The sequence below is a fragment of the Micromonospora sp. WMMD714 genome (assembly GCF_029581315.1).
Taxonomy (GTDB): Bacteria; Actinomycetota; Actinomycetes; order Mycobacteriales; family Micromonosporaceae; genus Micromonospora; species Micromonospora rifamycinica.
This window is the reverse complement of sequence record NZ_CP120744.1, coordinates 3,089,091-3,111,252: the sequence shown is the minus strand read 5'-3', so window position 1 is coordinate 3,111,252 and position 22,162 is coordinate 3,089,091. Positions and strand designations below refer to the sequence as shown.

At 71.5% G+C, this 22,162-nt stretch carries 11 protein-coding genes; 5 read left to right on the top strand and 6 right to left on the bottom strand.

Going from position 1 to position 22,162, the window contains the following annotated elements; translation table 11 throughout:
• Positions 1–80: 80 nt before the first annotated feature.
• The 3 genes from O7625_RS13835 to O7625_RS13820 all read left to right on the top strand — a co-directional run bounded on the left by O7625_RS13835 (position 81) and on the right by O7625_RS13820 (position 4,318).
• Complete coding sequence (locus O7625_RS13835; RefSeq protein ID WP_282346941.1) at positions 81–908, top strand: DUF72 domain-containing protein; 828 nt, start codon at positions 81–83, stop codon at positions 906–908.
• Between the two features lie 309 nt (positions 909–1,217).
• On the top strand, positions 1,218–2,198 hold the full coding sequence (locus tag O7625_RS13830) for a VTC domain-containing protein (protein ID WP_282346320.1): 981 nt from the start codon (positions 1,218–1,220) through the stop codon (positions 2,196–2,198).
• Complete coding sequence (locus tag O7625_RS13820; protein ID WP_348774003.1) at positions 2,189–4,318, top strand: CotH kinase family protein; 2,130 nt, start codon at positions 2,189–2,191, stop codon at positions 4,316–4,318. Before O7625_RS13830 ends, O7625_RS13820 begins: the two co-directional genes overlap by 10 nt.
• 53 nt (positions 4,319–4,371) lie before the next feature.
• Here O7625_RS13820 and O7625_RS13815 read toward each other — a convergent pair whose 3' ends face one another.
• Entirely contained in the window at positions 4,372–6,864 is a 2,493-nt protein-coding gene (locus tag O7625_RS13815) for a helix-turn-helix domain-containing protein (RefSeq protein WP_282346319.1), read from the bottom strand.
• A gap of 321 nt (positions 6,865–7,185) precedes the next feature.
• On the opposite strand from O7625_RS13815, the gene O7625_RS13810 reads away from it, so the two are divergent.
• Complete coding sequence (locus O7625_RS13810) at positions 7,186–8,481, top strand: hypothetical protein (protein ID WP_282346318.1); 1,296 nt, start codon at positions 7,186–7,188, stop codon at positions 8,479–8,481.
• 575 nt (positions 8,482–9,056) lie between these two features.
• Positions 9,057–10,085, top strand: a complete 1,029-nt coding sequence (locus tag O7625_RS13805; protein WP_282346316.1) for a glycoside hydrolase family 11 protein — start codon at positions 9,057–9,059, stop codon at positions 10,083–10,085.
• 80 nt (positions 10,086–10,165) lie between these two features.
• Here O7625_RS13805 and O7625_RS13800 read toward each other — a convergent pair whose 3' ends face one another.
• From O7625_RS13800 to O7625_RS13780, 5 genes are all read right to left on the bottom strand, one after another.
• Entirely contained in the window at positions 10,166–12,517 is a 2,352-nt protein-coding gene (locus O7625_RS13800; protein WP_282346314.1) for a ricin-type beta-trefoil lectin domain protein, read from the bottom strand.
• 397 nt (positions 12,518–12,914) lie between these two features.
• Positions 12,915–14,147 (bottom strand): hypothetical protein, encoded by a 1,233-nt coding sequence (locus O7625_RS13795; RefSeq protein ID WP_282346312.1) that lies wholly within the window; start codon positions 14,145–14,147, stop codon positions 12,915–12,917.
• 176 nt (positions 14,148–14,323) lie between these two features.
• Positions 14,324–15,694 carry a ricin-type beta-trefoil lectin domain protein gene (locus O7625_RS13790; protein WP_282346310.1) on the bottom strand — a complete coding sequence of 457 codons (1,371 nt, stop codon included), beginning with the start codon at positions 15,692–15,694 and terminating at the stop codon, positions 14,324–14,326.
• 774 nt (positions 15,695–16,468) lie between these two features.
• Positions 16,469–19,168 carry an RICIN domain-containing protein gene (locus O7625_RS13785; RefSeq protein ID WP_282346308.1) on the bottom strand — a complete coding sequence of 900 codons (2,700 nt, stop codon included), beginning with the start codon at positions 19,166–19,168 and terminating at the stop codon, positions 16,469–16,471.
• A 321-nt stretch (positions 19,169–19,489) separates the two neighbouring features.
• Positions 19,490–22,039, bottom strand: coding sequence for a UvrD-helicase domain-containing protein (locus O7625_RS13780; RefSeq protein ID WP_282346306.1), 2,550 nt, complete (start codon positions 22,037–22,039; stop codon positions 19,490–19,492).
• Positions 22,040–22,162 lie beyond the last annotated feature (123 nt).

The following is a 22,162-nucleotide window of genomic DNA, read 5'->3' as shown; positions in this document are numbered from 1 at the left end:
CCGCTCCGATACCGTGCGGCGACGGATCGGGTCGGTGCTGCGGGAGGATCGGGATCATGCGGCTACACGTCGGCTGCGCGATGTGGACCCACCGGTCGTGGCAGGGCCGGCTGATCGCCCACCCGCTGCCGGCCCACGAGCGGCTGCGGCACTACGCCGGCTGGTGCGACGCGGTCGAGGGGAACACCACGTTCTACGCGACCCCGGCCCGGGAGACCGTGGCGACCTGGGCCCGGCAGACCGGGCCGGACTTCCGCTTCGTCCTCAAACTTCCGAAGGCCGTCACCCACGAGCGGCGGCTCGTCGACGCCGAGGGGCCGCTGCGGGTCTTCCTCGACGCCATCGAGCCACTCGGCAGCCGTGTGCACGCCCTGTGGCTCCAGTTGCCGGGGTCGTTCACCCCGTCGGACGTCCCCGTGCTCGCCGACTTCCTGCGCCGGCTGCCCGAGGCCCACCGGTACGCCGTGGAGGTCCGGCATCCCGCCTTCTTCACCGACCCCCGCGCCACCCGGCTGCTGGAGGAGGCGTTGGCCCCCTCGGGCACCGAGTGGATCCCGTTCGACACCACCGCGTTCTTCCGCAGGCCGCCGACCAGCGAGGCGGAACGGGAGGCGTGGGGCAAGAAACCCCGGATGCCGTTGCGGTCGGTCGCGCTGACCGACCGGCCCATCGTCCGGTACCTCGGCCGGGACGCCGAGACGGAGACCGTCGAGGGCTGGCGGCACTGGGTGGAGACCACCGCCGACTGGCTGCGGGAGGGCCGCTCGCCGACCATGTTCGTGCACACCCCGGACAACGCCGACGCGCCGCTGCTCGCCCGCCGCTTCCACGACGAGGTACGGGTCCGGCTACCGCACCTGGCCGCTCTGAGCGAGCCGATCCCGGTCGGTCCGCTCACCCTGTTCTGACCCTCGACCGCCACCGAAGGCCGAAAGTTTCGAGAGCCGACCCGGGATTCCCTGTCGGGAGAGTGGCCCACCGCCGCCTCCACCACGCCCATCCAGCCATGTCGGGGAATGTCGACAGGCAGCCTGGTCAGTCGCCGGAGCTGGACCAGCATATTGACGTCACCCGATGTTCGACTTACAGTACCGAAATAGTCACCGAAAGTTTACCGAAAATGTGATCGGCTCCGGCCGTCCCGCCGGGGGCTTTCCCCCGAGCTGACGCAGGCGACGTCGGACCCGACCGCCGACGAGCCAGGAGGAATCCGAGAGATGTCGCAGGTCGCAACCGGTCCGGCCGGCACGGGCCAATCCGCTCCGGCGACCGTCGGGGACCACCCGGCGCCGGTGACCGCCGGCGGCGGTCCCGTCCCGGCGACCGTCGCCGGCCCGCCGGTCCCCGGTGGGCGCGCCCCGACGGTCCCGCCGCCGTTCACACCGGCGCTGGCGGAGCTGCCCGGCGTCGGGCTGGCCGAGCTGATCGAGCGGGCCGCGCTGCAGAGCCGGGTGGACCGCAAGTACCTCGTCGCGCTGGACGAGCTGCCGGGCCTGCTCGACCGGCTCGTCCCACACGCCCTGGTGCTGGACATCGACGGCGCACGGTCCTTCCGCTACGAGTCGGTGTACTTCGACACCCCGGGCCTGGCCAGCTACCACGGTGCGGCGTACCGGCGGCGGCGGCGCTTCAAGGTGCGGACCCGGACCTACCTCGACTCGGCCGAGTGCTGGCTGGAGGTCAAGCTCAGCGGCTCCCGCGGGCTGGTCACCAAGCACCGGCTGCCGTACCGGCCGGAGGACCGTCGCACCGTCCGGTCGGGGCGGGAGTTCGTCGACCGGGCGCTCGGCCACGGCTCGGTCCGATCCGCCCCCGTCGGCGGTCACCTCGAACCGGTGCTGGTCACCCGCTACCGCCGTACGACGCTGCTGCTGCCGACGACCGAGAGCCGGGTCACCATCGACACCGACCTGTGCTGGCAGGACGACCACCACACCCTGCACCTGCCCGCTGTCGCCGTGGTCGAGACCAAGACCCGATCGGCGGCGTCCCCGGTCGACCGGCTGCTGTGGCAGGGCGGCACCAGACCCGCCCGCATCTCGAAGTACGCCACCGGCCTCGCCGCCCTGCGACCGGAGCTGCCGGACACACCGTGGCGACGGACCCTGCGCCGGCACTTTCGGCCGGCCCCGCCACCGGTCCCGGCGGGGCCGCCCACCCGCGTCATCCGAACCGGACAGGAGACATCGTGCGTCTGACCGTTCGCACCCCCTCCCGGCGCAGCGCCGGAATCGTGGCCGTGCTCGTCACCGGGCTCCTCGTGCCGTACGCGGCACAGGCGGACGCCGGCCCGTCCCCCCGGCCCCCCACCCGCGCCGGCGTCACCACGGGACTGGACACCTCCGCCGCCGACGCCCTGGCCGCCGCCGGGGCAGCGGACGACCTCGTCGGCGACATCGTCTTCTCGCGGCCGAGCGGCACCTTCCAGGGGGAGGTGACGGTGTCGCTGAGCACCACGGTCAGCGGCGCGCAGCTGCGCTACACCACCGACGGCCGACCGCCCACCGCGCAGTCACCGCTGTACGCGGGCACACCGTTGCGGTTCACCCGGACCACCCAGCTGCGGGTCCAGGCCTTCGTCGGCCAGACCGCCTCCGGTATGCCCGGCACCGCCATGTACGTCGCCCAGAACGTCGCCACCGCCCACGACCTGCCGGTGGTCCTGCTCGACTCGTACGGGGCGGGCAAGCCCGGTCGCGAGTACCTCGACGCCACCGCCATGGTCTTCGAGCCGGGCGGCGGCACCACCTCGCTGGCGGCGACCCCGACCGTCGCCACCCGCGCCGGGTTCCACCTGCGCGGCCAGTCGTCGGCGTCGTTCGAGAAGACGCCGTACCGCGTCGAACTGCGGGGCAACGACAACGACGACGCCGACTATCCGATGCTGGGCATGCCGGCCGACTCCGACTGGGTGCTGCGCGGGCCGTTCAGCGACAAGGCGTTGATCCGGGAGGCGCTGGTCTACGATCTCGGGCGCGAGATGGGCATGCCCGCACCGAGATACAGGTTCGTCGAGTTCTACCTCAACACCGACGCCGCCCCGGTGGCCGCCGGTGACTACATGGGCGTCTACATGCTGGTGGAGACGATCAAGAACGCCAAGAACCGGCTGAACCTCAAGCAGCTCGACGAGGACGACCTGACCCTGCCCAAGATCCAGGGCGGGTACATCTGGAGCTTCGAGTGGCTGGCCGCCGAGGAGCCGACGCTGACCTGCACCGGGCCGGCGGAGACCTGCTGGAACTACCTGGAGGTACGGGATCCGTCCCCCTTGCAGGCACCCCAGCGGGACTGGCTGCGGGGCCACGTCCAGGAGTTCCACGACGTGCTGCGGGCGGCGAACTCCGCCGACCCGCTCACCGGCTACCGGAAGTACATCGACGTCGACTCGTTCGTGGACCAGATGGTCCTCAACGAACTCAGCCGGGAGATGGACTCCTACATCCGCAGCGCGTACTTCTACAAGGACCGGGACACCAAGATCTTCGCCGGCCCGCTGTGGGACTACGACCTCACCTTCGGCGTCGGCGGCTACTTCGGCAACGACCAGATCGCCGGCTGGCAGTACCAGCAGACCCGGCAACCGGTCGCCAACGACTGGTTCCCACAGCTGGTACGCGATCCGGCCTTCGTCAACCAGCTCCGGTCCCGCTGGCAGAGCCTGCGCCGGGGCCTGCTCGCCGACAGTGCCCTCCAGGCGCGGATCGACGCCCTGGCGGCACCGCTGACCAACGGCGCCCAGCGCAACTTCCAACGGTGGCCCAACCTGACGGCACCGATGGTCGGCCCCTTCTACACCCCGACCGCGCCGACCTGGCAGGGCCAGGTCCAGGCCATGCGGGACTGGATGCTGCGCCGCGCGGCCTGGCTGGACTCCACCGCCGGCTGGGGCGGCCCGGTCACCACCCCGCCCCCGTCGCCGACGACCGCGCCACCGCCCACCACCACGCCACCGCCCACCACCACCCCGCCGCCCACCACCACGCCACCGGCCACCACGACCCCGCCGCCGGCCACCCCCCGCTGCACCGCGACGTACACGGTCACCAGCCGCTGGCCCGGCGGATTCCAGGGCGAGGTACGGGTCACCGCCGGCCCGGCCGCGCTCAGCAACTGGTCCGTGACCTGGACGTACGCCAACGGCGAGCGGGTCACCCAGGCCTGGAACGCCACGGTCACCAGCCAGGGCACGACGGTCACCGCCCGCAACGTCTCCTACAACGGGGCACTCGCCCCCGGCACCAGCACCACGTTCGGGTTCCTCGGCTCGTCCACCGGCGACCCCGGCACCCCCACCCCGAGCTGCACGACGAGCTGACCACCCACCGTCGCCGCCCCGGCCCGCCCCGGTGCCGGGGCGGCGACGGGCCGTCAGTCCGCCGCCGGGCTCCCCGCTGCGGCCGGGGTCAGCAGGTCACGGACCCGGGCCGCGTCCGGGTGGCCGAGGTGCTCGAAGATGGCGAGCGCCCGCCGCCAGGTCCGGCGGGCACCGTGGACGTCCCCCAGTGCGTGCCGGGTGTCACCGAGCCGGGTCAGGGTGTCCGCTTCGTCGTACCGGTCGCCGATCCGTCGGTACAGCACCAACGCCCGGCCGTAGCAGCGGATCGCCCGCCGGTGGTGGCCCAGCCGGTCGTGGATGAAGCCGAGGCTGTCCCAGGTGTTCGCCTCGCCGTGCCGGTCACCGGTCGCGGCCAGCAGCCTCAGCGCCCGCGAGCAGTGGTCGAGCGCCGGCCCGTACCGGCCGAGCTGGGCGAACGCCCAGCCGACCGCGTTGCGGGCGCTGGCCTCTCCGGCCAGGTGGCCGGCGGCCCGGTACAGCGCCAGGGCGCGCTGCCCGTGCTCCAGCGCCTCGGCGTGCCGGCCGAGCCCGTCGAGCATCGCGCCGAACGCCCGATGGGTGCGGGCCTGCCCGGTGTGGTCGCCCAGCCCGCCGAACAGGGCCAGGGCCTGTCGGTAGTGCTCGACCGCCTCGTCCACCCGACCCAACCGGTTCAGCGCCCGGGCCAGGTCGCGGTGGGCGTTCGCCTGTCCGGGAAGGTCGGCCGCCCGACGTGCCCCGGCCAGGGCGGCCTGCTGCGCCACGACCAGCTCCGGCCAGTTCCCCCGCCGCTGGAGGAAGTCCACCAGCGCCCAGGCCAGCTGCCAGGCGTGGCCGTCGAACCCGGTGCGCCCGGCGTACGAGACCGCCGCCAGCAGCACCGGGTACTCGGCGGTGAACCAGGCGAGCGCCCGACCGTGGTCGGGCAGCTCCTCGGGGGCCACCCCGGGCAGGGCGGCGACCGGCACCACCGGATCCCGGCCCGGTTGTAGCAGCAGGGCCGCCGCGTGCGCGGTGTGCAGGTAGTGGTCCAGTCCACGTTGGAGGGCCGCCTGCCGCTCCTCGACCGGTTCGAGGCGCTCGGCCAGCTCGGCCGCGTACGCCCGGAGCAGGTCGTGCGCGACGAACCGGCCGGGTGCGTGCTCGGTGAGCAGGTGCGCGTGGGCCAGCTCGGCCAGCAGCCGGGCCGTCCGGTCCCGGGGCAGGCCGGCCAGACTGGCCGCCGCGGCGACCCCGGTGTCCGGTCCCGGGTGGCAGCCGAACAGCCGGAACAGCCGCGCCGCCGGTGGGGTCAGGTTCCGGTACGACCAGGAGAAGACCGCCTGCACGTCGGTGCCGGTGTCCCCGCCGTCGAACGAGTCCAGCAGGCGCGGCGCCTCGCGCAGCTCGGCGACGATGGTGGCCAGCGGGAAGGTGGGATGCGCCGCTCCCCGCGCGGCGAGCACGGCCAGCGCCAGGGGCAGCCGTACGCACCGTTCGATCATCTCGTCGACCGCGGCGGGCTCGACCGTCAGCCGGTCCGCGCCGAGCCGCCGGGCGAGCAGCTCCCACGCCTCGTCGGTGCTGAGCAGGTCGACGGTGATCTGGCGGGCGCCCTCGGCGGTGATCAGGCCGGCCAGCCGGTGGCGACTGGTGACCAGGCAGAGGCAGTTCGGGCTGCCGGCCAGCAGGGGGCGTACCTGGTCGACGTCCCGGGCATTGTCCAGCAACACCAGCATCCGGCGGTCGGCCAGCAGGCTGCGGTAGAGACCGACCTGCGCGGACAGGTGGGTGGGAACCCGGTCGGGCGGCACGCCCAGGGCTTCGAGGAATCCCCGGACCGCCTCGGTCGGTGTGACCATCGCACCGGTGGAGTCGAACCCGCGCAGGTCGACGTAGAGCTGACCGTCCGGGAAGCGGTCGGCGACCCGGTGCGCCCAGTACACCGCCAGCGTGGTCTTGCCGACACCGGCCGTACCCGACAGGACCACGGTGCTGGTCGGCCCGGCCCGGCCCGGCGCGTCGTGGCCGGTGCGGCCGGCGTCGAGCTGGTCGAGCTGCGCGGCCCGGCCGACGAAACCGGGCAGGGCGGGGGGCAGCTGACGCGGCACCGGCACCCGGGCCACCGGTGTGCCGGCCCGGGTGCCGCCGCTCCTGGTCCGCGCCCCGGTGGCCCGGGCGGGCCGGCCCGGGGCGGGGTGGTCCGGGTTCGTGTGCCGGCGGCGCTCCTCGACCCGGTCCCGCGCGGTGGCCAGCGCCCCCTGCTCGGCGGGGGTGGCCCCGAGCAGCCGGATCAGGGTGTCGAACCGCTCCGGCGGGGGCAGGATGTTGCCGGCGAAGTACTCCCCGATCACCCCCCGCGACCAGCCGGTCCTCGCCGCCAACTGCCGGTAGGTCAGCGGCGTCTCGCCCTGCTGCCGGGCTTCCCGGCGGCGTAGCTGGCGCAGCAGTCCGGCCAGGTCCGGCACGGTCTGCGCGTCGGTGGCCAGGCGGTGCGCCTCCGGCGCGGGGCGGACCGCCCCGGCCGCAGGCTGCCGGGTGCCCGCAGGTCCCCGTTGGTCGGACATTCGGCGTTGGTCGGACATTCGGCCTCCACCCCCCGGGCATCCCCGTCGCCCCGGATGCGACACCGGGAGGGTAGAACCGGCCGGGCGACGCCGGTAGGCCATTGCCGATGTATGACAGTTCCACGTCGGACCTGTTGCGCCGACCGCAGGTTGATGCCTGTCGGGGCACGTCTGCCCCAGCTGACCGACGACCGCCCGTCCTGCGCTGTCCGGGAGTGTCCAGCCGTGTCCAGGATGCACCGCCGGACACCCCCGTGACCTGTCAATGTCCCCAGGGCGGGCTGACGCCCGCACCGCAGATCACTGGGGAAGGGATACCCGATGACTCGTCCACACCCGACCGCACCGCGGTCGGCGGGAGTGCTGCGTCGCGTCGCCACCACCGCGTTCGGCGTCACGATGCTCGTCGCGGGGGTGGCCGCCGCACCGGCCAGCGCCGCGCCCGCTCCCACGGCGCTGCCCGACAAGGCGGCCACCACCGGTTCGTTCGTCGACAGCACGCCGGTGCCCGGGGGCTTCGCCTCCTGGAAGGAACTGCTGACGTTGCAGCAGCGGATGAACACCGCCGCCGCCCGGATCACCAGCCTGGCGGAGCGCAACCCGAAGTCCGGTTTCGCGGGTGTGGTCGCCGACCCCACCGCCCGGCAGTTGCAGGTCTACTGGAAGGGCGAGCCGCCGGCCGACATGGTGGCCGTGAGCCGGACCACCGTGCCGACCCGGGTGCTGCCCGCCGCGTACACCCGGCGGGAGCTGGTGGCCGCGGCGGCCAAGCTGCGCCGTTCGGCCGGCGACAGGCTCACCACGGTCGGGCCGCGGGCCGACGGCGCCGGCCTGCTCGTCGGTACGCAGAACGGGCTGCCCGGCGCGGCGAGCCTGGCCGGTGTTCCGGTCACCGTGCAGACCGGGGTCGCCGCCGCGCCCGCCACCCGGTGGGACGACACCGCCCCGTGGTGGGGCGGCGCCGCGTGGCGCAACACCGCCACCGGTGGCGGCTGCTCGACCGGTTTCGGGGTCTTCCGGGCCGGAGCGGCGCGGGTGCTCTCCGCCGCGCACTGCGCCAACATCAACGTCGTCGCCGCCGACCCGACCGGGCAGACGATCGGCGCCGTCGGCGTCCGGAACACCGGCACCGACACCCTGCTGCTGACGGCCAGCGCGGGCGGGCGGGTCTTCAACAACAGCACCGACGCGGCCGGCAACGTGGTCAGTGAGTTCAACAACCAGGTGATCGGCGCGCTGGCCAGCCAGGTCGGCAACTTCGTCTGCACCTCCGGGGCGTACTCCGGAACCCGCTGCTCGATCCAGGTCAGGGCCCGCGACCTGTGCATCAACGTGCGTGACTTCGCCACCGTCTGCGGCCAGGTGCAGGCCGAGAGCACCGCCCGCACCAACGCGGTCGGCCAGGGCGACAGCGGCGGCCCGGTGGAGATCGTCAACGGGGCGAACACCCTCCAGGTCTGGGCCACCGGCACCAACACCGCCATCGACGACACCAACACGCTGACGGCCTGCACCGGCTACGTCCCCACCGGTCGCAAGTGCGCCTGGCGGATGTACTACGAGGACATCATCTCCGGGATGGCCGGTGTCGGCGCCTCGGGCGTGATCCTCGGCTGACCACCCCGACGTCCGCCGATCAGATCCGGCGGCCGGGCCGAGGCGCGATCGCGTCGGCCCGGCCGCCGACCGGCATGTCCGGCTCAAGGCCGGGACGGCTCAAAGCCGGGACGGCCCAAGACCGGGACGGCCCAAGGCGGGAGCCGGCCCAAGGCGGGGCGACGTCGGACGGGTGGCACGGATCGGATCACGGATCGGTCTCGGAAGTTTCGAGCTACCCGCCCCGAACACTCCGCCGGGCCGGCACACCACCGTGGTCGACCGGGCCGGGTCCGAGCCGTCGACACGGCCGCCGGCCAGCGGCAACCCGGTCGGAGCGAGCGATCTTGTTACGATAGAGTTTCGGGAATCTTTCGGAAAGTCGTTGACAGGTGGAGGATCGACACCCTACCGTCGCCATCGACAGCACTCGATGCTGTCGCCACCACCCCACCGCGACCCGTCCCCGGTTCCGCTGGACGACTCCGCGTGGTGACACACACCGCATGACCGGCTGCCGCACCTGGCCACCGACAGGCCGCCGGGTCGCGCCGCGTCGCTGGCTCCGGCCAGCTGTCACGAGGAGGAAAACGTACATGAAGGACACCTCGACCAGGCCGCGAAGGAGCCGCGTCCGGCTGCTCCTCAGCGCCGCGTGCGCCGCGGCGCTCGCCGTCACCGGCACGTTCATCGCCTCGCCCAACGCGTACGCCGAGAACGACCGGACCCTCACCTCGAACCTCACCGGAACGCACAACGGCTACTTCTTCTCGTTCTGGAAGGACAACGGCAACGCCAGCATGACGCTGCGCGCCGACGGCCGCTACAGCAGCAGCTGGGACCGGAGCACCAACAACTGGGTGGGCGGCAAGGGCTGGGCCACCGGCACCCGGCGGACGGTCAGCTACTCGGGCACCTACAACCCGGGCAACAACAACACCTACCTCGCCCTGTACGGCTGGACCCGCAACCCGCTCATCGAGTACTACGTGGTCGAGAACTTCGGCAGCTACAACCCGAGCAACGGCGCCACCCGGCTGGGCACGGTGACCACCGACGGCGGCACCTACGACATCCTGCGTAGCCTGCGGACCAACGCCCCGTCGATCGACGGCATCCAGACGTTCTACCAGTACTGGAGCGTCCGGCAGCAGAAGCGCAGCAGCGGCACCATCACCACCGCCAACCACTTCGACGCCTGGGCCCGCGCCGGCCTGAACCTCGGCACCAACCACAGCTACCAGATCATGGCGACCGAGGGCTACCAGAGCCAGGGCAGCTCCGACATCACCGTCCGCGAGGGTGGCGGCGGCAACCCGACCAGCGGGCCGACCGCCAACCCGACCACCCCGCCCGCCGGCGGCAACTGCACCGCGGTGCTCTCGGCCGCCGAGCAGTGGGGTGACCGGTTCAACCTGAACGTCGCGGTCAGCGGCACCAGCAACTGGGTGGTCAGTCTCGGCCTGAACGGCGGCCAGAGCATCCAGAACAGCTGGAACGCCTCGGTCAGCGGCACGAGCGGCACCGTCACCGCCAGGCCGAACGGCAACGGCAACAACTTCGGCATCACCATCATGGCGAACGGAAACTGGACCTGGCCGACGGTCAGTTGTCGAACGGCCTGACCCCGACCGGTTCCTGAGCACGACACAGCGGCGGGCGGCCCCGGTGACACCGGGACCGCCCGCCGTGGCGTTGCCTGCGGTCAGCCGCGTATCCACTGCTGGTTGCTGCCGCCGTTGCAGGTCCAGAGCTGGACGGCGGAGCCGTTGGCGGTGGCCCCGCCGTTGATGTCCAGGCACAGCCCCGAGCCGACCCCGACGATGGTGCCGTCGGCGTTGAGCCGCCACTGCTGGTTGGTGCCGCCGGTGCAGCTCCAGATCCGGGCCCGGGTGCCCGACGCGGCGCTCGGCACGTCCAGGCACTTGTTGCCGTAGACGGTGAGCTGGTTGGTCGAGCTGAGCGACCAGCGCTGGTTGGTGCCGCCGTTGCAGTCCCAGATCTGCACCACCGCGCCGTCGGTCTGGCTGGCCCCGTTGACGTCCAGGCACCGGTTCGAGCCCGCACCCCGGATCTCGCCGGTCGGGGTGCCCGGGGAGCCGACGGCGGTCACCGAGAGGTTGTCGAACTGGGCGGTGACGCCCTGGCCGGTGCCGTACCCGATCTGGCCGGCGACCCAGGTCGAGTCGGTGGCCGTGCCGACGGTGGTGCCGTCGATGGCGGCGGTCAGCGTGCTGCCGTTGAGCGTGAACGACAGGTTGTGCCACCGCCCGGTGCCCAGCGCCGAGGTGTTGCCGCTGGCCAGAGTGCGCCAGTTGCCGCTGGTGTTGTTGCTCCGGATCGACCAGGCCCCGCCGTCGGTGACCCGGAAGTAGTACCCGTTCATGTTCTGCGGGCCCTGGTGGTTGTAGGTGTTGCCGCGCCCGATGAGCTGCGCGTAGCCGGACTTCTCCAGCAGCACGTCCGAGGAGACCGTGTAGTTGCGCCAGCTCAGGTCGCCCAGCAGGGTGTACGGCTCGGCCTGGCCGGAGGTCCAGTAGATCGGGGCCTGCTCGGACATCTGCCGGACGCACTGCCCGGTGCGGCCGGCGGCGCAGCCGGCGATCTCGAAGGAGCCCTGCTGGTCCATCAGGTACCGCGCCTCGCGGCCGGTGGCGTACGAGTCGAAGGTGTCGCTGTACGGCAGCTTCAGGGTGCCCTGCGCCGCGCTGACCGCCGTGCCCTTGCCCTGCCCGCTGGTGGTGGTGATGCTGTAGACGTAGCCGGGCTGGACGGTCAGCGAGAAGCGCCCGCCGTTCGGGGTGATGTCGCTGCCCCGGACGAAGTGGTCGGCGGTGTTGTTCGACCGCACGTTGGTCGCCCAGACCCGGACCGTGCCGGTGGACAGGCCGCCGGTGACGGTGAAGTCGAGGGTCTGCGCCGCGCTGGCGTCCATCGTCTCGATGACGGTGCTGTAGTCGCTGTTGTTGGTGGACTTCAGCGAGACGTAGCTGCCGTTGTTGCGGTTACCGCCGAGGTATCCGCTGGACGCGTCGAGGTAGCGCCAGCCCGGGGCGGTGAACTGGGTGGTGTGCCCCATCACCCAGGCGTTCTTGCCGATCGAGTACGCCCCGGACCACGGCTGCTGGGCCACCGCCACGCCGGTGGTCGCCCACGGGATGTTGGGCGTGATGGCGGCGATGACCGGCCAGTTGATGTACGCGGTCATCTTGCCGTCGAGGTAGCCCCGGTTGATGCCCCGGGCGAGCGCCTGCGCCCCCGCGTTGTAGTCGTCGGAGCCGTTCTCGCTGGCCCACAGCGACTTGCCGGTGGACACGGCGTTGTTGGAGCTGGGGCAGCTGGTCTGGGCGCTACGGTAGCCGCAGACGTAGTGGCTGCCGAAGACCTGCACGGCGTTGGCGAACGCCGGGTCGCGCAGCGAGTCGTCGGCGGCGCCCCAGCCGAAGTCGTCCGAGGCGACGATCTTGACGTTGCTGTAGCCGCGGGCGTTGAGGGTGGAGCGCAGGTTCTTGTACCAGCCGGTGTTGTAGCCCTTCTCGTTCCAGCCGCCGAGGTAGTTGATGGTCAACCCGTGGGTGCCCGCACAGTCCAGCCAGGCCACCAGGTAGTCGATGGAGTCGTTGGACCAGAAGTTGCCGTTGCCGATCCAGCCCGGCGCTCCCCAGGCCAGGCCCACCAGGGCGATGTTGGGGTTACGGGCGCGGGCCTGCTCCATCATCCACCACTCGTAGCCCCGGTTGCAGTTGATGCTGCCCCGGGTGTGCTCGTGGCTGGGCTCCGCGCCGGAGGTCGAGTTGGTGTCGCCGCCGATCTCCACCTTCATCAGCTGCATCGCCGCGCCGTAGCCCGGCTTGAAGAGGTAGTCCAGGATGTCGCTGCGCTGCGGCTCCGGGTAGTCGATCAGCAGCCGGCTGTTGCCGCCGCCGCCGCTGACCGCGCCGATCCCGTCCAGCACCCGTCCACCGGACCCACCGTTGATCGTGATGGCGGTCGCCGCCTGGGCCGGGGAGGCGAATCCGGTCAGTACGGCCGCCGCCGCCACCGCCGCTCCGGCCATCGACGCCGCCAACCGACGTGGCCGCCATCCGCTGCGCCACCGTCGGCGGCGTGTCCCCCCGCCACCGGTGCCGTGTGGACGACTCTCTGCTCCGAACATCTGACTCGCCTCCCAGCCGTTTCCGGCCCGGAGCGGTACGGCGCACATCGGACTGCCGTACCCCACGCAGGATAGAAATCGGCGACCGTCAATGATTAGACGTCGTATGTTAGGCACCGTGCCGTTCGCCGGTCAACGGCCGACCCTGCACCTTTACCGTCGAATCGGGACAGCTCCACCACGATCCGGGAATGCGTCGCCGGAAAAGATCAGATGAATACGCCCGGTGGGTATCCCGCGCCCGTCGACCCGGCCACCACCGACGGGTGATGGCCGGGTCGACGGGACACGGCGTCGGTCAGCCCGGCAGGACCACCTGCGCCGGAGCGGACCGGTGGGTGGTGGTGCCGTCGCCCAGCTGCCCGGACATGTTGTTACCCCAGCACCACAGGCCACCGTCGGTACGCACGCCGCAGCTGTGGTAGCTGACGGCCAGGTTCTGCGTCCAGGTGGTCGCGGTGCCGACCCGGACCGGGGCGGACCGGTGGGTGGTGGTGCCGTCACCCAGCTGCCCGAAGCCGTTGTTGCCCCAGCACCACAGGCCACCGTCGGTACGCAGCGCACACGACGAGTCGACGCTCGCCTCGACCCTGGTCCAGCTGGTGGCGGTACCGACCTGGATCGGGCTGGTCTGGACGCCGGTGCCGCCGCCCACCTGGCCGTACCCGTTCTCGCCCCAGCACCACAGGGTGCCGTCGGTGCGGACCGCGCAGGTGTGCGCGTGCCCGGCCGTCACACCGGCCCAGGTGGTCGCGGTGCCCACCTGCGCCGGGGTCGCCCGGTAGCCCAGGATACCCACGCCGAGCTGGCCGTCCGTGCTGTCGCCCCAGCACCACAGGGTGCCGGTGGTCTGCACGGCGCAGCTGTGCGCGTACCCGGTGGTGACGCTCGCCCAGGTGGTGCCCGTACCCACCTGGACCGGGCTGGTCGCCCGGGACGGGGAGGTGCCGACGCCGAGCTGCGCGTTGCGGTTCAGGCCCCAGCACCACAGCGTGCCGGTGGTCTGCACGGCGCAGGTGTGGTTGGCCCCGGCGCTGACGCCGGCCCAGGTGGTGGCGGTGCCGACCTGCACCGGGGTGCTCCGGCTCGTGGTGGTCCCGTCACCGAGCTGCCCGCTGTAGTTGCCGCCCCAGCACCACAGCGTGCCGTCGGTGCGGATCGCGCAGTTGTGGCTGGTGCCCGCGTCGACCCGCGACCAGGTGGTGGCGGTGCCGACCTGCACCGGGGTGCTCCGGTTGGTGGTGGTGCCGTCACCGAGCTTGCCACCGTAGTTGTCGCCCCAGCACCACAGCGTGCCATCCGTGCGGATCGCACAGGTGTGCAGGTCACCGGCGGTGACCCGGGACACCTCGGCGGCGAACGCGGCGCTCGACGCGCCCCGCTCCGCCACGCCGGCACCCGCGACGGCTGCGCCCGCCGAGAATCCCACGGCGAGCGCGGCGACCCCGAGGGACACCGCCGCTGTGGTGACGGCGGCGCGGGCCGCCCGCCGCCATCGGGCCCACAGCCGACTGTTCCGTTGTTCGTTCATGCTCTGTTCTCCCCAGACAAACGTCGAATCCTGCACGGTGGAGGCGGCATCGCCCCGGCGGGTCTCCCTCGACCCACCGCGTACAGCAGTGACCCTATGCATTGAATGCAGTCAATGCGAGAGCCAACCGGGGCGATGTCGGGCCTACCGGTGCCGTCGATGGACGTCCGCCGGGCTCAGCTCCGGCTCCAGCGCTGACCCGCGCCGCCGTTGCAGTCCCAGATCTGGGTACGCGCGCCGTTGGCCGTGCCGTTGCCGACCACCTCCAGGCACCGGCCCGAGCCCACCCCGGTGATCGTGCCGTCGGCGTTGAGCCGCCACCGCTGGTTGGCCTGGCCGTTGCAGTCCCAGATGATCACGGAGCTGCCGTTGGCGGTGGCCGCGCCGTTGACGTCCAGGCACTTGCCGCCGAAGACCCGCAGCTCCTGGGCGGCCGTCGAGGTCCAGCTCTGGTTGCTCTGGCCGTGGCAGTCCCAGATGATCGCCGCCGCGCCGTTGGTCTGCGCGCCACCGTTGACGTCCAGGCACCGACCGGAGGAGGCGTGCCGGACCGCGCCCGTGCCGGACGGCGGCGGGGTCGTCGGGTTGCCGGTCGGCGAGGCCGTCGGGGTCGGCGTCGGGGTGGTGCCGTCGAACTGGGTGAAGAACCGCCAGACCTCACCCTTGGTCCAGGTACGGACGCCGCTGTCACCGCCGCCGTCCACCGGGCCGGGGGTGTGCCCGCCGTCGAAGGCGGCCCAGACCACGGGGTAGCCGGCCCGGCAGCCGGAGTAGGTGGTGGTGATGTGGGTCAGGCTGCCGGCGCGCGGCTCGGGCGGGCTCTGCGCCGTACACCCGTTGTTGCGGACGAAGGTGTCCCGCAGCGACCGACCGGCGGAGACGTTGAGCACCGGGTCACCGATGCCGTGGATGCCCATGTACGCGATCGGCTGGCCGCCGCCGCTGCACCCGCTGAGCTGACCGCCGGAGTAGACCGCGACGGCCCGGAAGACGTTCGCCCGGGAACAGGCCAGCGAGTAGCTCATCCCGCCGCCGTAGCTGAAGCCGAGGGCGAACAGCTGCGTCGTGTCGACGCACAGGTCGTTCTCGATCAGCCGGACCATGTCGTCGACGAAGGTGACGTCCTGACCGCCCGGGTTGGCCCAGCCGTTGCCGTTGCCCTGCGGGGCCACGAAGATCGTGCTGTTGTTCGCCTGCTGGCGCAGTCCGTAGTAGGACCAGGCCGCCCCGTCCGACCCACCCCCGTCGACGTCGTTGGCGGTACCGCCGTTCCAGTGGAACCCGAAGATCAACCGGTACTGGTGGTTCCGGTCGTAGTTGTCGGGGATCCGGAGGATGAAGCTGCGGTTCTGACCGCTGCTCTGGATGGACCGCTGGCCGCTGGTCAACGTGGGTGCCTTGCCGCACCCCGGGGTCGCCGCGGCCGCCGCGACCTCGGCAGCCGCCGCCGTACCGGTCGCGCCACCGGCCAGGGCCGTCGCGCCCACGGTCAGCACGAGGACCGCCGCCGCCGCGAGAGATCCGAGGATGGGTCTACGCCTTGTCATGATGCTGGGCTCCTGCCACTCGGCATGGACTGATGTCAGGTACGGGTTGCCACGGCGATCCCGACGTGCGCCCGACTGCCCCCGCTGACCGCACCCGCCAAGGACGGAGCACCGGGAGACGCTCGGTGCGCCCACGACGCCGACCGGCTCGTCGCCGTGGAGGCCAACCGCTGGTCCCGCTGCCCGGGCGGAACCGGCTGGCCGTCGAATCGATCGGTGGTCCACCCCGTGCGCCCGAACGCCACCCCGTCGCACACCGCTGCCGGAGCACCGGTACCCGACGTCGAATCGATTCGGCCAGACCCTAGGCCGGAAAGTGAAACATGTCAATGCTGTGTCCGGCAGGTTGCGACCCGGCTCCACCGCCGGCCGACCCGCCGGCGCGGCCCAGAATCCGCAGGCCGCCCGCCCGACGTGCGGTCCGACGGACGCACGGCGTCACCGTCTTACGGCACCACGGACGCGCGACGTCGGCACCGCACCGCACGACAACCGCGCGACATCGACGTCGCACCGCACCACGAACGCGCGACATCACGACCGCACGGCACCACGACCGCGCGACATGGATGCCGCACGACGCGACGGCCGCGCGACATCACGACCCCACGCCACCACGACCGCTCGACATCGACGCCGTACGGCAGCACAGCCGCGCGACATCGACGCCGCACGGCGCGACGGACGTGCGACATCGATGCCGCGCGGCTGCTCCGGCCCGCCGCGACCGACGACCCGGGGCCGGGTGCAGTGGCCCGGCCCCGGGGAGTGCGGTCAGTTGCGCAGGCTCCACTGCTGGTTGGCGCCACCGTTGCAGGACCAGAGGATGATCTTCGTGCCGTTGGCCGTGGCCGCGCCGTTGGCGTCGAGACAGAGCCCGGACTGGGCGTTGGTCAGGGTGCCGTTGGCGTTGAGGTTCCACTGCTGGTTGGTGCCGCCGTGGCAGTCCCAGATGATCACCGTGGTGCCGTTGGTGGTACCCGCGCCGTTGGCGTCCAGGCACTTGTTGCCGTACACGGTCAGTTGCTTGTTGGCGCCGTAGGTCCACTGCTGGTTGGCGGCGCCGCCGCAGTCCCACAGCTGCACCTGGGTGCCGTTGGTGGTGGAGGAGTTGGGCACCTCCACGCAGCGCCCGGACTGGCCGCCCACCAGCCGACCGCCCTGCTGGCTGCTGCCGCCACCCTGCTGGCGGACGATCGAGGTCGACTCGGCGGACCGGCTGCCCTGCGCGTCGAGCACGAACAGCCGGTACTCACCCTGGGTGGACGGCACGGCGATCGAGGTGGCGGTGCCGGCGGCCCTGGTCATCGTCGGGCCGGCGGTGAAGGTGGTCGTGCCGGCCGGAGCCAACCAGACCGTCCTGGCCGCGTCACCGGTGCTCCGGATCGGCACCGACGCCGTCGCGCTCGTGACGAACGTGCTGGCCGGGAGCACGTAGTTCGGCAGCGACAGGTTGGCCGCCGGAATGATGTCCCGGAACGCGTCCTCCAGCCCCGAGTTCGCCGCGATGGCGTACGCCGCAGCCGGCCAGACGTAGTCGGAGGAGACGATGATGTCGTTGACCGTGCTGTTGGGCAGGTTCTTGTTCGACACCTTGTTGATCGGTCCGTAGATCTGCGTGATGCTCAGATCGTGCTTCCGGCCGAAATCGTCGGAGTTGATCATCCAGGTGATGTTCTTGTCCACGCTCAGCACGTTGTCCCGGAACGTGATGTACGCCGAACCCTCGTCCGGGTGCAGGCCGTACTTGTGACCGGACGGCACACCCTGCAGATAGTTGTTGGTGATCGTGGTGCCCGGCTGGCTGCCCAGGGTGTAGATCGGCGCGGTGTCACTCAGGCGCTGCACCGTGTCGATGATGTGGTTGTAGCTGATCGTGTTGTTCCGGGCCGTCGTGGTGGGCCGGTTGGGCGCGATCGAGCCCGACGAGCCGTCGAAGTTCCACCAGCCCCAGCCGAGGGTGATCCCCGACCACGGCGACTTCTCGATCCGGTTCCGCTGGATCGTCAGGGTGTCCACGAAGTATGCCGAGACGGGGCTGTGCCCGTTGAACAGCACCGCGCTGTCGTACAGGTAGTTGTTCCTGATCTCGATGTTCTTGGGCAGCCCTTCGACCTGCGGCGACCACTTCTCCCGGTTGGTCGACGTGCCGTCGCCGATGTAGACGTGCTGGGGGTGGCCGACGGTGACCGCGGACCCGGCGACGTCGTTGGTGACGTTCCCGATCAACTGGCTGTTCTGCACGTCGTTGACCATGTTGACGCCGTCGGCGCCGGTGTGCTGGAACCGGTTGCGCTCCAGCCGGATCCCGTCGGCGTTCTCCACCTGGAGCATGCCGGGGGTGGTGTCGACGTTGCGGTAGTAGTAGTCGTGGAAGTTCCGCTTCGCGTACGCCTGCGCCCCGAGGTTGCCCTGCTGCGCCTGCTTGAACGACGAGCCGGCGACGTTGAACAGGTTCCAGTCGGAGTGCTGCACGGTGAGCCCGGAGAACGTGATGTTGCGGGCGTGGCTGCTCGTCGAGGTGCCGGCGACCCGCAGCAGGGTGGTCACGTTGTTCGGCGCGAAGACCGACGCGGTCGCCATGTTCTCCGTGCTGGACTTGTAGTAGTAGAGCGTCCGGCTGCTCTTGTCGAAGTGGAACTCACCCGGCGCGTCCAGGAACTCGTAGGCGTTCATGACCTTGTGCGAGCCGCCGGTCTGGGCGTTGCCGTTGAACGCCCCCTGGGCGATGGCGGCACCCGGCTGCTGGAACAGCGCCACCCGGTTGGCACCGTCGGAACTCGTGGTCACCTGACGCACCCCCACGATGGCGGTGGTCCAGGTGGTGGCCGTCTCGATCTCGATGTCGTCGGCGTTGCGGGCGATGGCGGGGAAGTCGTTCAGGCTGTACTTCGCGCCGTCACACTGCGACCCCGACTCCCAGGCCCACGCCGCCTGCCCGGCCGTGATGTTGTACGTCCCGTAGCAGCCCGCCGAGCCGATCGTCTTCGACGCCATGAACGCCCGCTTGTCGTTGACGTAGAGCGCCCGCAGTTTGGTGGACCGGTCGAGTGGCGCCTTCCAGATGTTTCCACTGTGCTGGGTCCAGCCGGTCACCGGCACACCACCGTCGAGCACCGGTGTCTCGTTGGGGTAGGCCGAATACATGACCCGGTAACCGTTGGTGCCGGAGTCGGCCGCCCCGAACTCGATGGTGCTGCTCACCGGGTAACGCCCGCCGCGCAGGTACACCTGGATGTCGCCGGTCATGCTCGCGTTCACGGTGCGGACGGCGTCCCGGGCGCGTTGCAGGGTCTTGAACGGCGACTGGACGGTGCCCGCGTTGGCGTCGTCACCGTCCGGCGCAACATAGTAGGTTTGCTGGACGGCGGCCGAGGCCGGCAGTGGGTTCCCGAGCACGGCCGGCAGCGCGGCGGCGACGAGCAACACGCCCGCCGACAGCGATCTGCGCACGACGGAGAGAGCTGATTTCACGTACGGTTCCTTTCGCCTGCCGCCGACTACGTGTCCGCTGGACGGTCGTCCGGGCAGTGCGACAATGAACCGCCGTGCGAACACGGGTCGACGCGCTGGGAGCGGGTGCGCTCCCGGGGTCTGACCGTTGGCGGGTTCCTTGCCGAGACGCCGTGACCGACCGGGCAGGGTCCACGTTCGAGCGACGCGTACCGACAGCGGAGAACCCCCTGCCACCGGGAGCTCCCACCGTCCGCTCAGACGCTCTTGCCCGTAGTCACGGAATGCTGCCTGAAGCGTAGGCGGCGCTTCCGGCAGACGCAACTACCAATTGTCAATCGCCTATGCGTAATCGTGACCCTGCCGGCGGGACGCCCGGATCGTTTCCTCGCCGACCGCCCGTGGACCGCCACCCGGGGTGGATGCCGAACCACCGGCCCGCCGGTCCCGGACGGGTGAGCCGGTGCGGTCGTCGGGCTGCGGCCCGGTGGCCCGGCGGTCGCCCGGTCGGCGGTGGAGGTGCTCCCGCAGTTGCCGGCGCAGCTCACCGATCGGCCCGGTGGCACCGAGCCGGCGCAGGAACTCCGGCGCGCTCCAGCTGACCAGGGCGCCCTGCCGGGACAGGTACAGGCCGACCCGGTCGATGCCGTACCGGTCGTCGTAGTCCAGCAACAGGTAGCCGGCGAGCTGGTAGATCTCGTCGCGGCCCAGCTGGTGCGGTCGGATGGTCGCCTTGCAGTCCAGCAGCAGGCCGTCGAGGATGAAGTCGGCGTCCGCGCCGCCGATGTCCTGACTGCCGGCGAACGTCGGGCCGCAGAACCGGGCGGCGGCGGGCAGTTCGAGGAACGGCCCGAACGCCTCCTCGGCGATCGCCAACTGCCGGGTGACGTCCTCGATGGCGTAGCCGGGGACCGCCGCCAGCAGGTCGTCGAGCGTGGTCGCCGGGGTCGCGCCGGTCAGCATGCTGTACCGCCGGATCTCACCGGTCCGGTAGACGTCCTCGTAGTAGGCGGCCACGAAGCACAGGCGCTCCAGGATCTCCCCGTCGAGGTCGTCGTCACCGTTCAGGTAGGCGTCCACCATGGCGACCAGGTCGCGTCCGGCCCGGTGCAGGGCCTGTCGTACCGGTGGTGGGGGTGCGCCCCGCAGCGGCCGGGCGTCGCCGACGGCGTCGACGCCGATCTCGACCGGTGCGCCGAGCGGGCTGCCCAGGCAGAGCCGGAGCCGGAAGTCGACGGCGTGCCCGAGCGCCGACCAGTCGGGATACCGCACGTCGATCGGCTGCACCGGACGGGGCAGGTCGCCGATCCTGCGGAGGTAGTCCTGCACGACGACCGCGCTGTGGGGCAGGTGCCGGGCCATGAACTGCGACATCGGGGAGTTCGGGTACCTGAGCTGGCGGGTCAGGCTCAGCTCGATCATCGGCCGCCCGGCCACCGTGCCGTCGCCGGTCGACTCCATGGTCTTCTCGTAGTCGTCGATCCACCGGATCCCCGCCGGGTCCAGGTGGTGCCGGGCCCGAGTGACCGCCACGTAGATCAGCCGGGCCTCGCCGGCCCCGAGCGGACGCGGCATCCCGTGGTCGTCGACCGACGGCTCGGCGAAGCCGTTGCCGATCCGTACCCGGGACCACTCCCGGCCCTTGGCCTTGTGCGCGGTGGACACCGTGACCTGTGCGGTGCGCTCGTCGGTGAGCCGGTCGACAGCATCGATGATCACGTCCGGCCCGTACGTGTCGACCAGCGTCACGATCGCCTTGAGATCCTGGCCGGCGGTGTCGTTCTCGGCGTACTCCTGCACGTCGTCCCAGGAGGTGAAGAGGAACAGCTCCGGATGGGTGGTGGCCCGGCCGGCCTTCAGCGCCTGGGCGGCCTGCGCGATGTTCCGCAGCGTCTCCCCGCCGCCGGTGAGCGCCACCGGCACGCCCCGCTTCAGGAAGCCGAGGACCTCCTGCATCGCGTCGGCGTTCCCCCGGCAGAGCACGGCGTCGATCTCCGCCGCCGCTCCGACCCGGGAGTCGATCACACTGTTGCCGGTCAGTTGCAGGTCCGAATCGGCGTGCCGGAGCCAGCGGTTCGCCGTCCGGGCGATGTGCGGGCCGAACCGGAACGACCTGGTCAGGTACAGGTGGTCCGCCGGGAACCCGGTCATCACGTCCCGGGCGTCGCGCCACGCGTAGATCTGCTGGGCCGGGTCACCCACGCACACCCGCTGCGCGTGCTGGGCCAGGAAGACCTCCTCCAGGACCGGGTTGGTGTCCTGGGCCTCGTCGAGCAGGACGAAGTCCCCCTCCAGCACCGGCCCGGTCAGCGCCCACATCTTCAGATAGTGGTCGTGTTCGAAGCGCAGCCTGCCGTCCGGGGCGCAGATGTCGTCCCAGGCCCGGCACGCGTACGGCAGGAGCACCCGGGCGAGGTGGTCCTGGGCCACCGGGTCCAGCCCGTTGATCCGTTCCAGGTGCCGGGCCGTCAGCTGGCGGTCGGTGCTGTAGCAGAACCGACGGATCATGCCCATCACCAGGCGGGCCTGGTGTGCGCAGGTGATCGGCCGGGAACTCACCCGCACCTCCTGGCGGATGCCCAGCAACCGCGCGGTCTCCTTCGCGGGAATGCGGGCCGACCGGTTCAGCCGTTCCCGGTAGTTCCGGCCGACGGCGCGGTGTGCCAGCGAGTGCGCGGTACGGCATTCGACGTTCGCCCCGAAGCGCTGCCGGGCCTCGTCGGCGATCGCCCTGTTGAACGCCACGTAGAGGCCGCGCTTCCTGGTGGTCCCGGCCATCATCACCAACGTCGCGGTCTTTCCGGTGCCGGCCCCCGCCACCAGGGCCAGTTCCCTGCCCGCGAGGAACATGTCCCGGGCGGCGAGCTGCTCCTCGGTCGGCTTGACGTCCATACACCCTTCCCGGACCGGTTCCCGTGCCCACCCCGTCGTCGTCCGTGGACCATCCGACGGCCCGCCCGGACCCGAGAGCCGCTCGCGGAACCAGTGGAGCCTACTGCGAAAGTGAGCGCGATG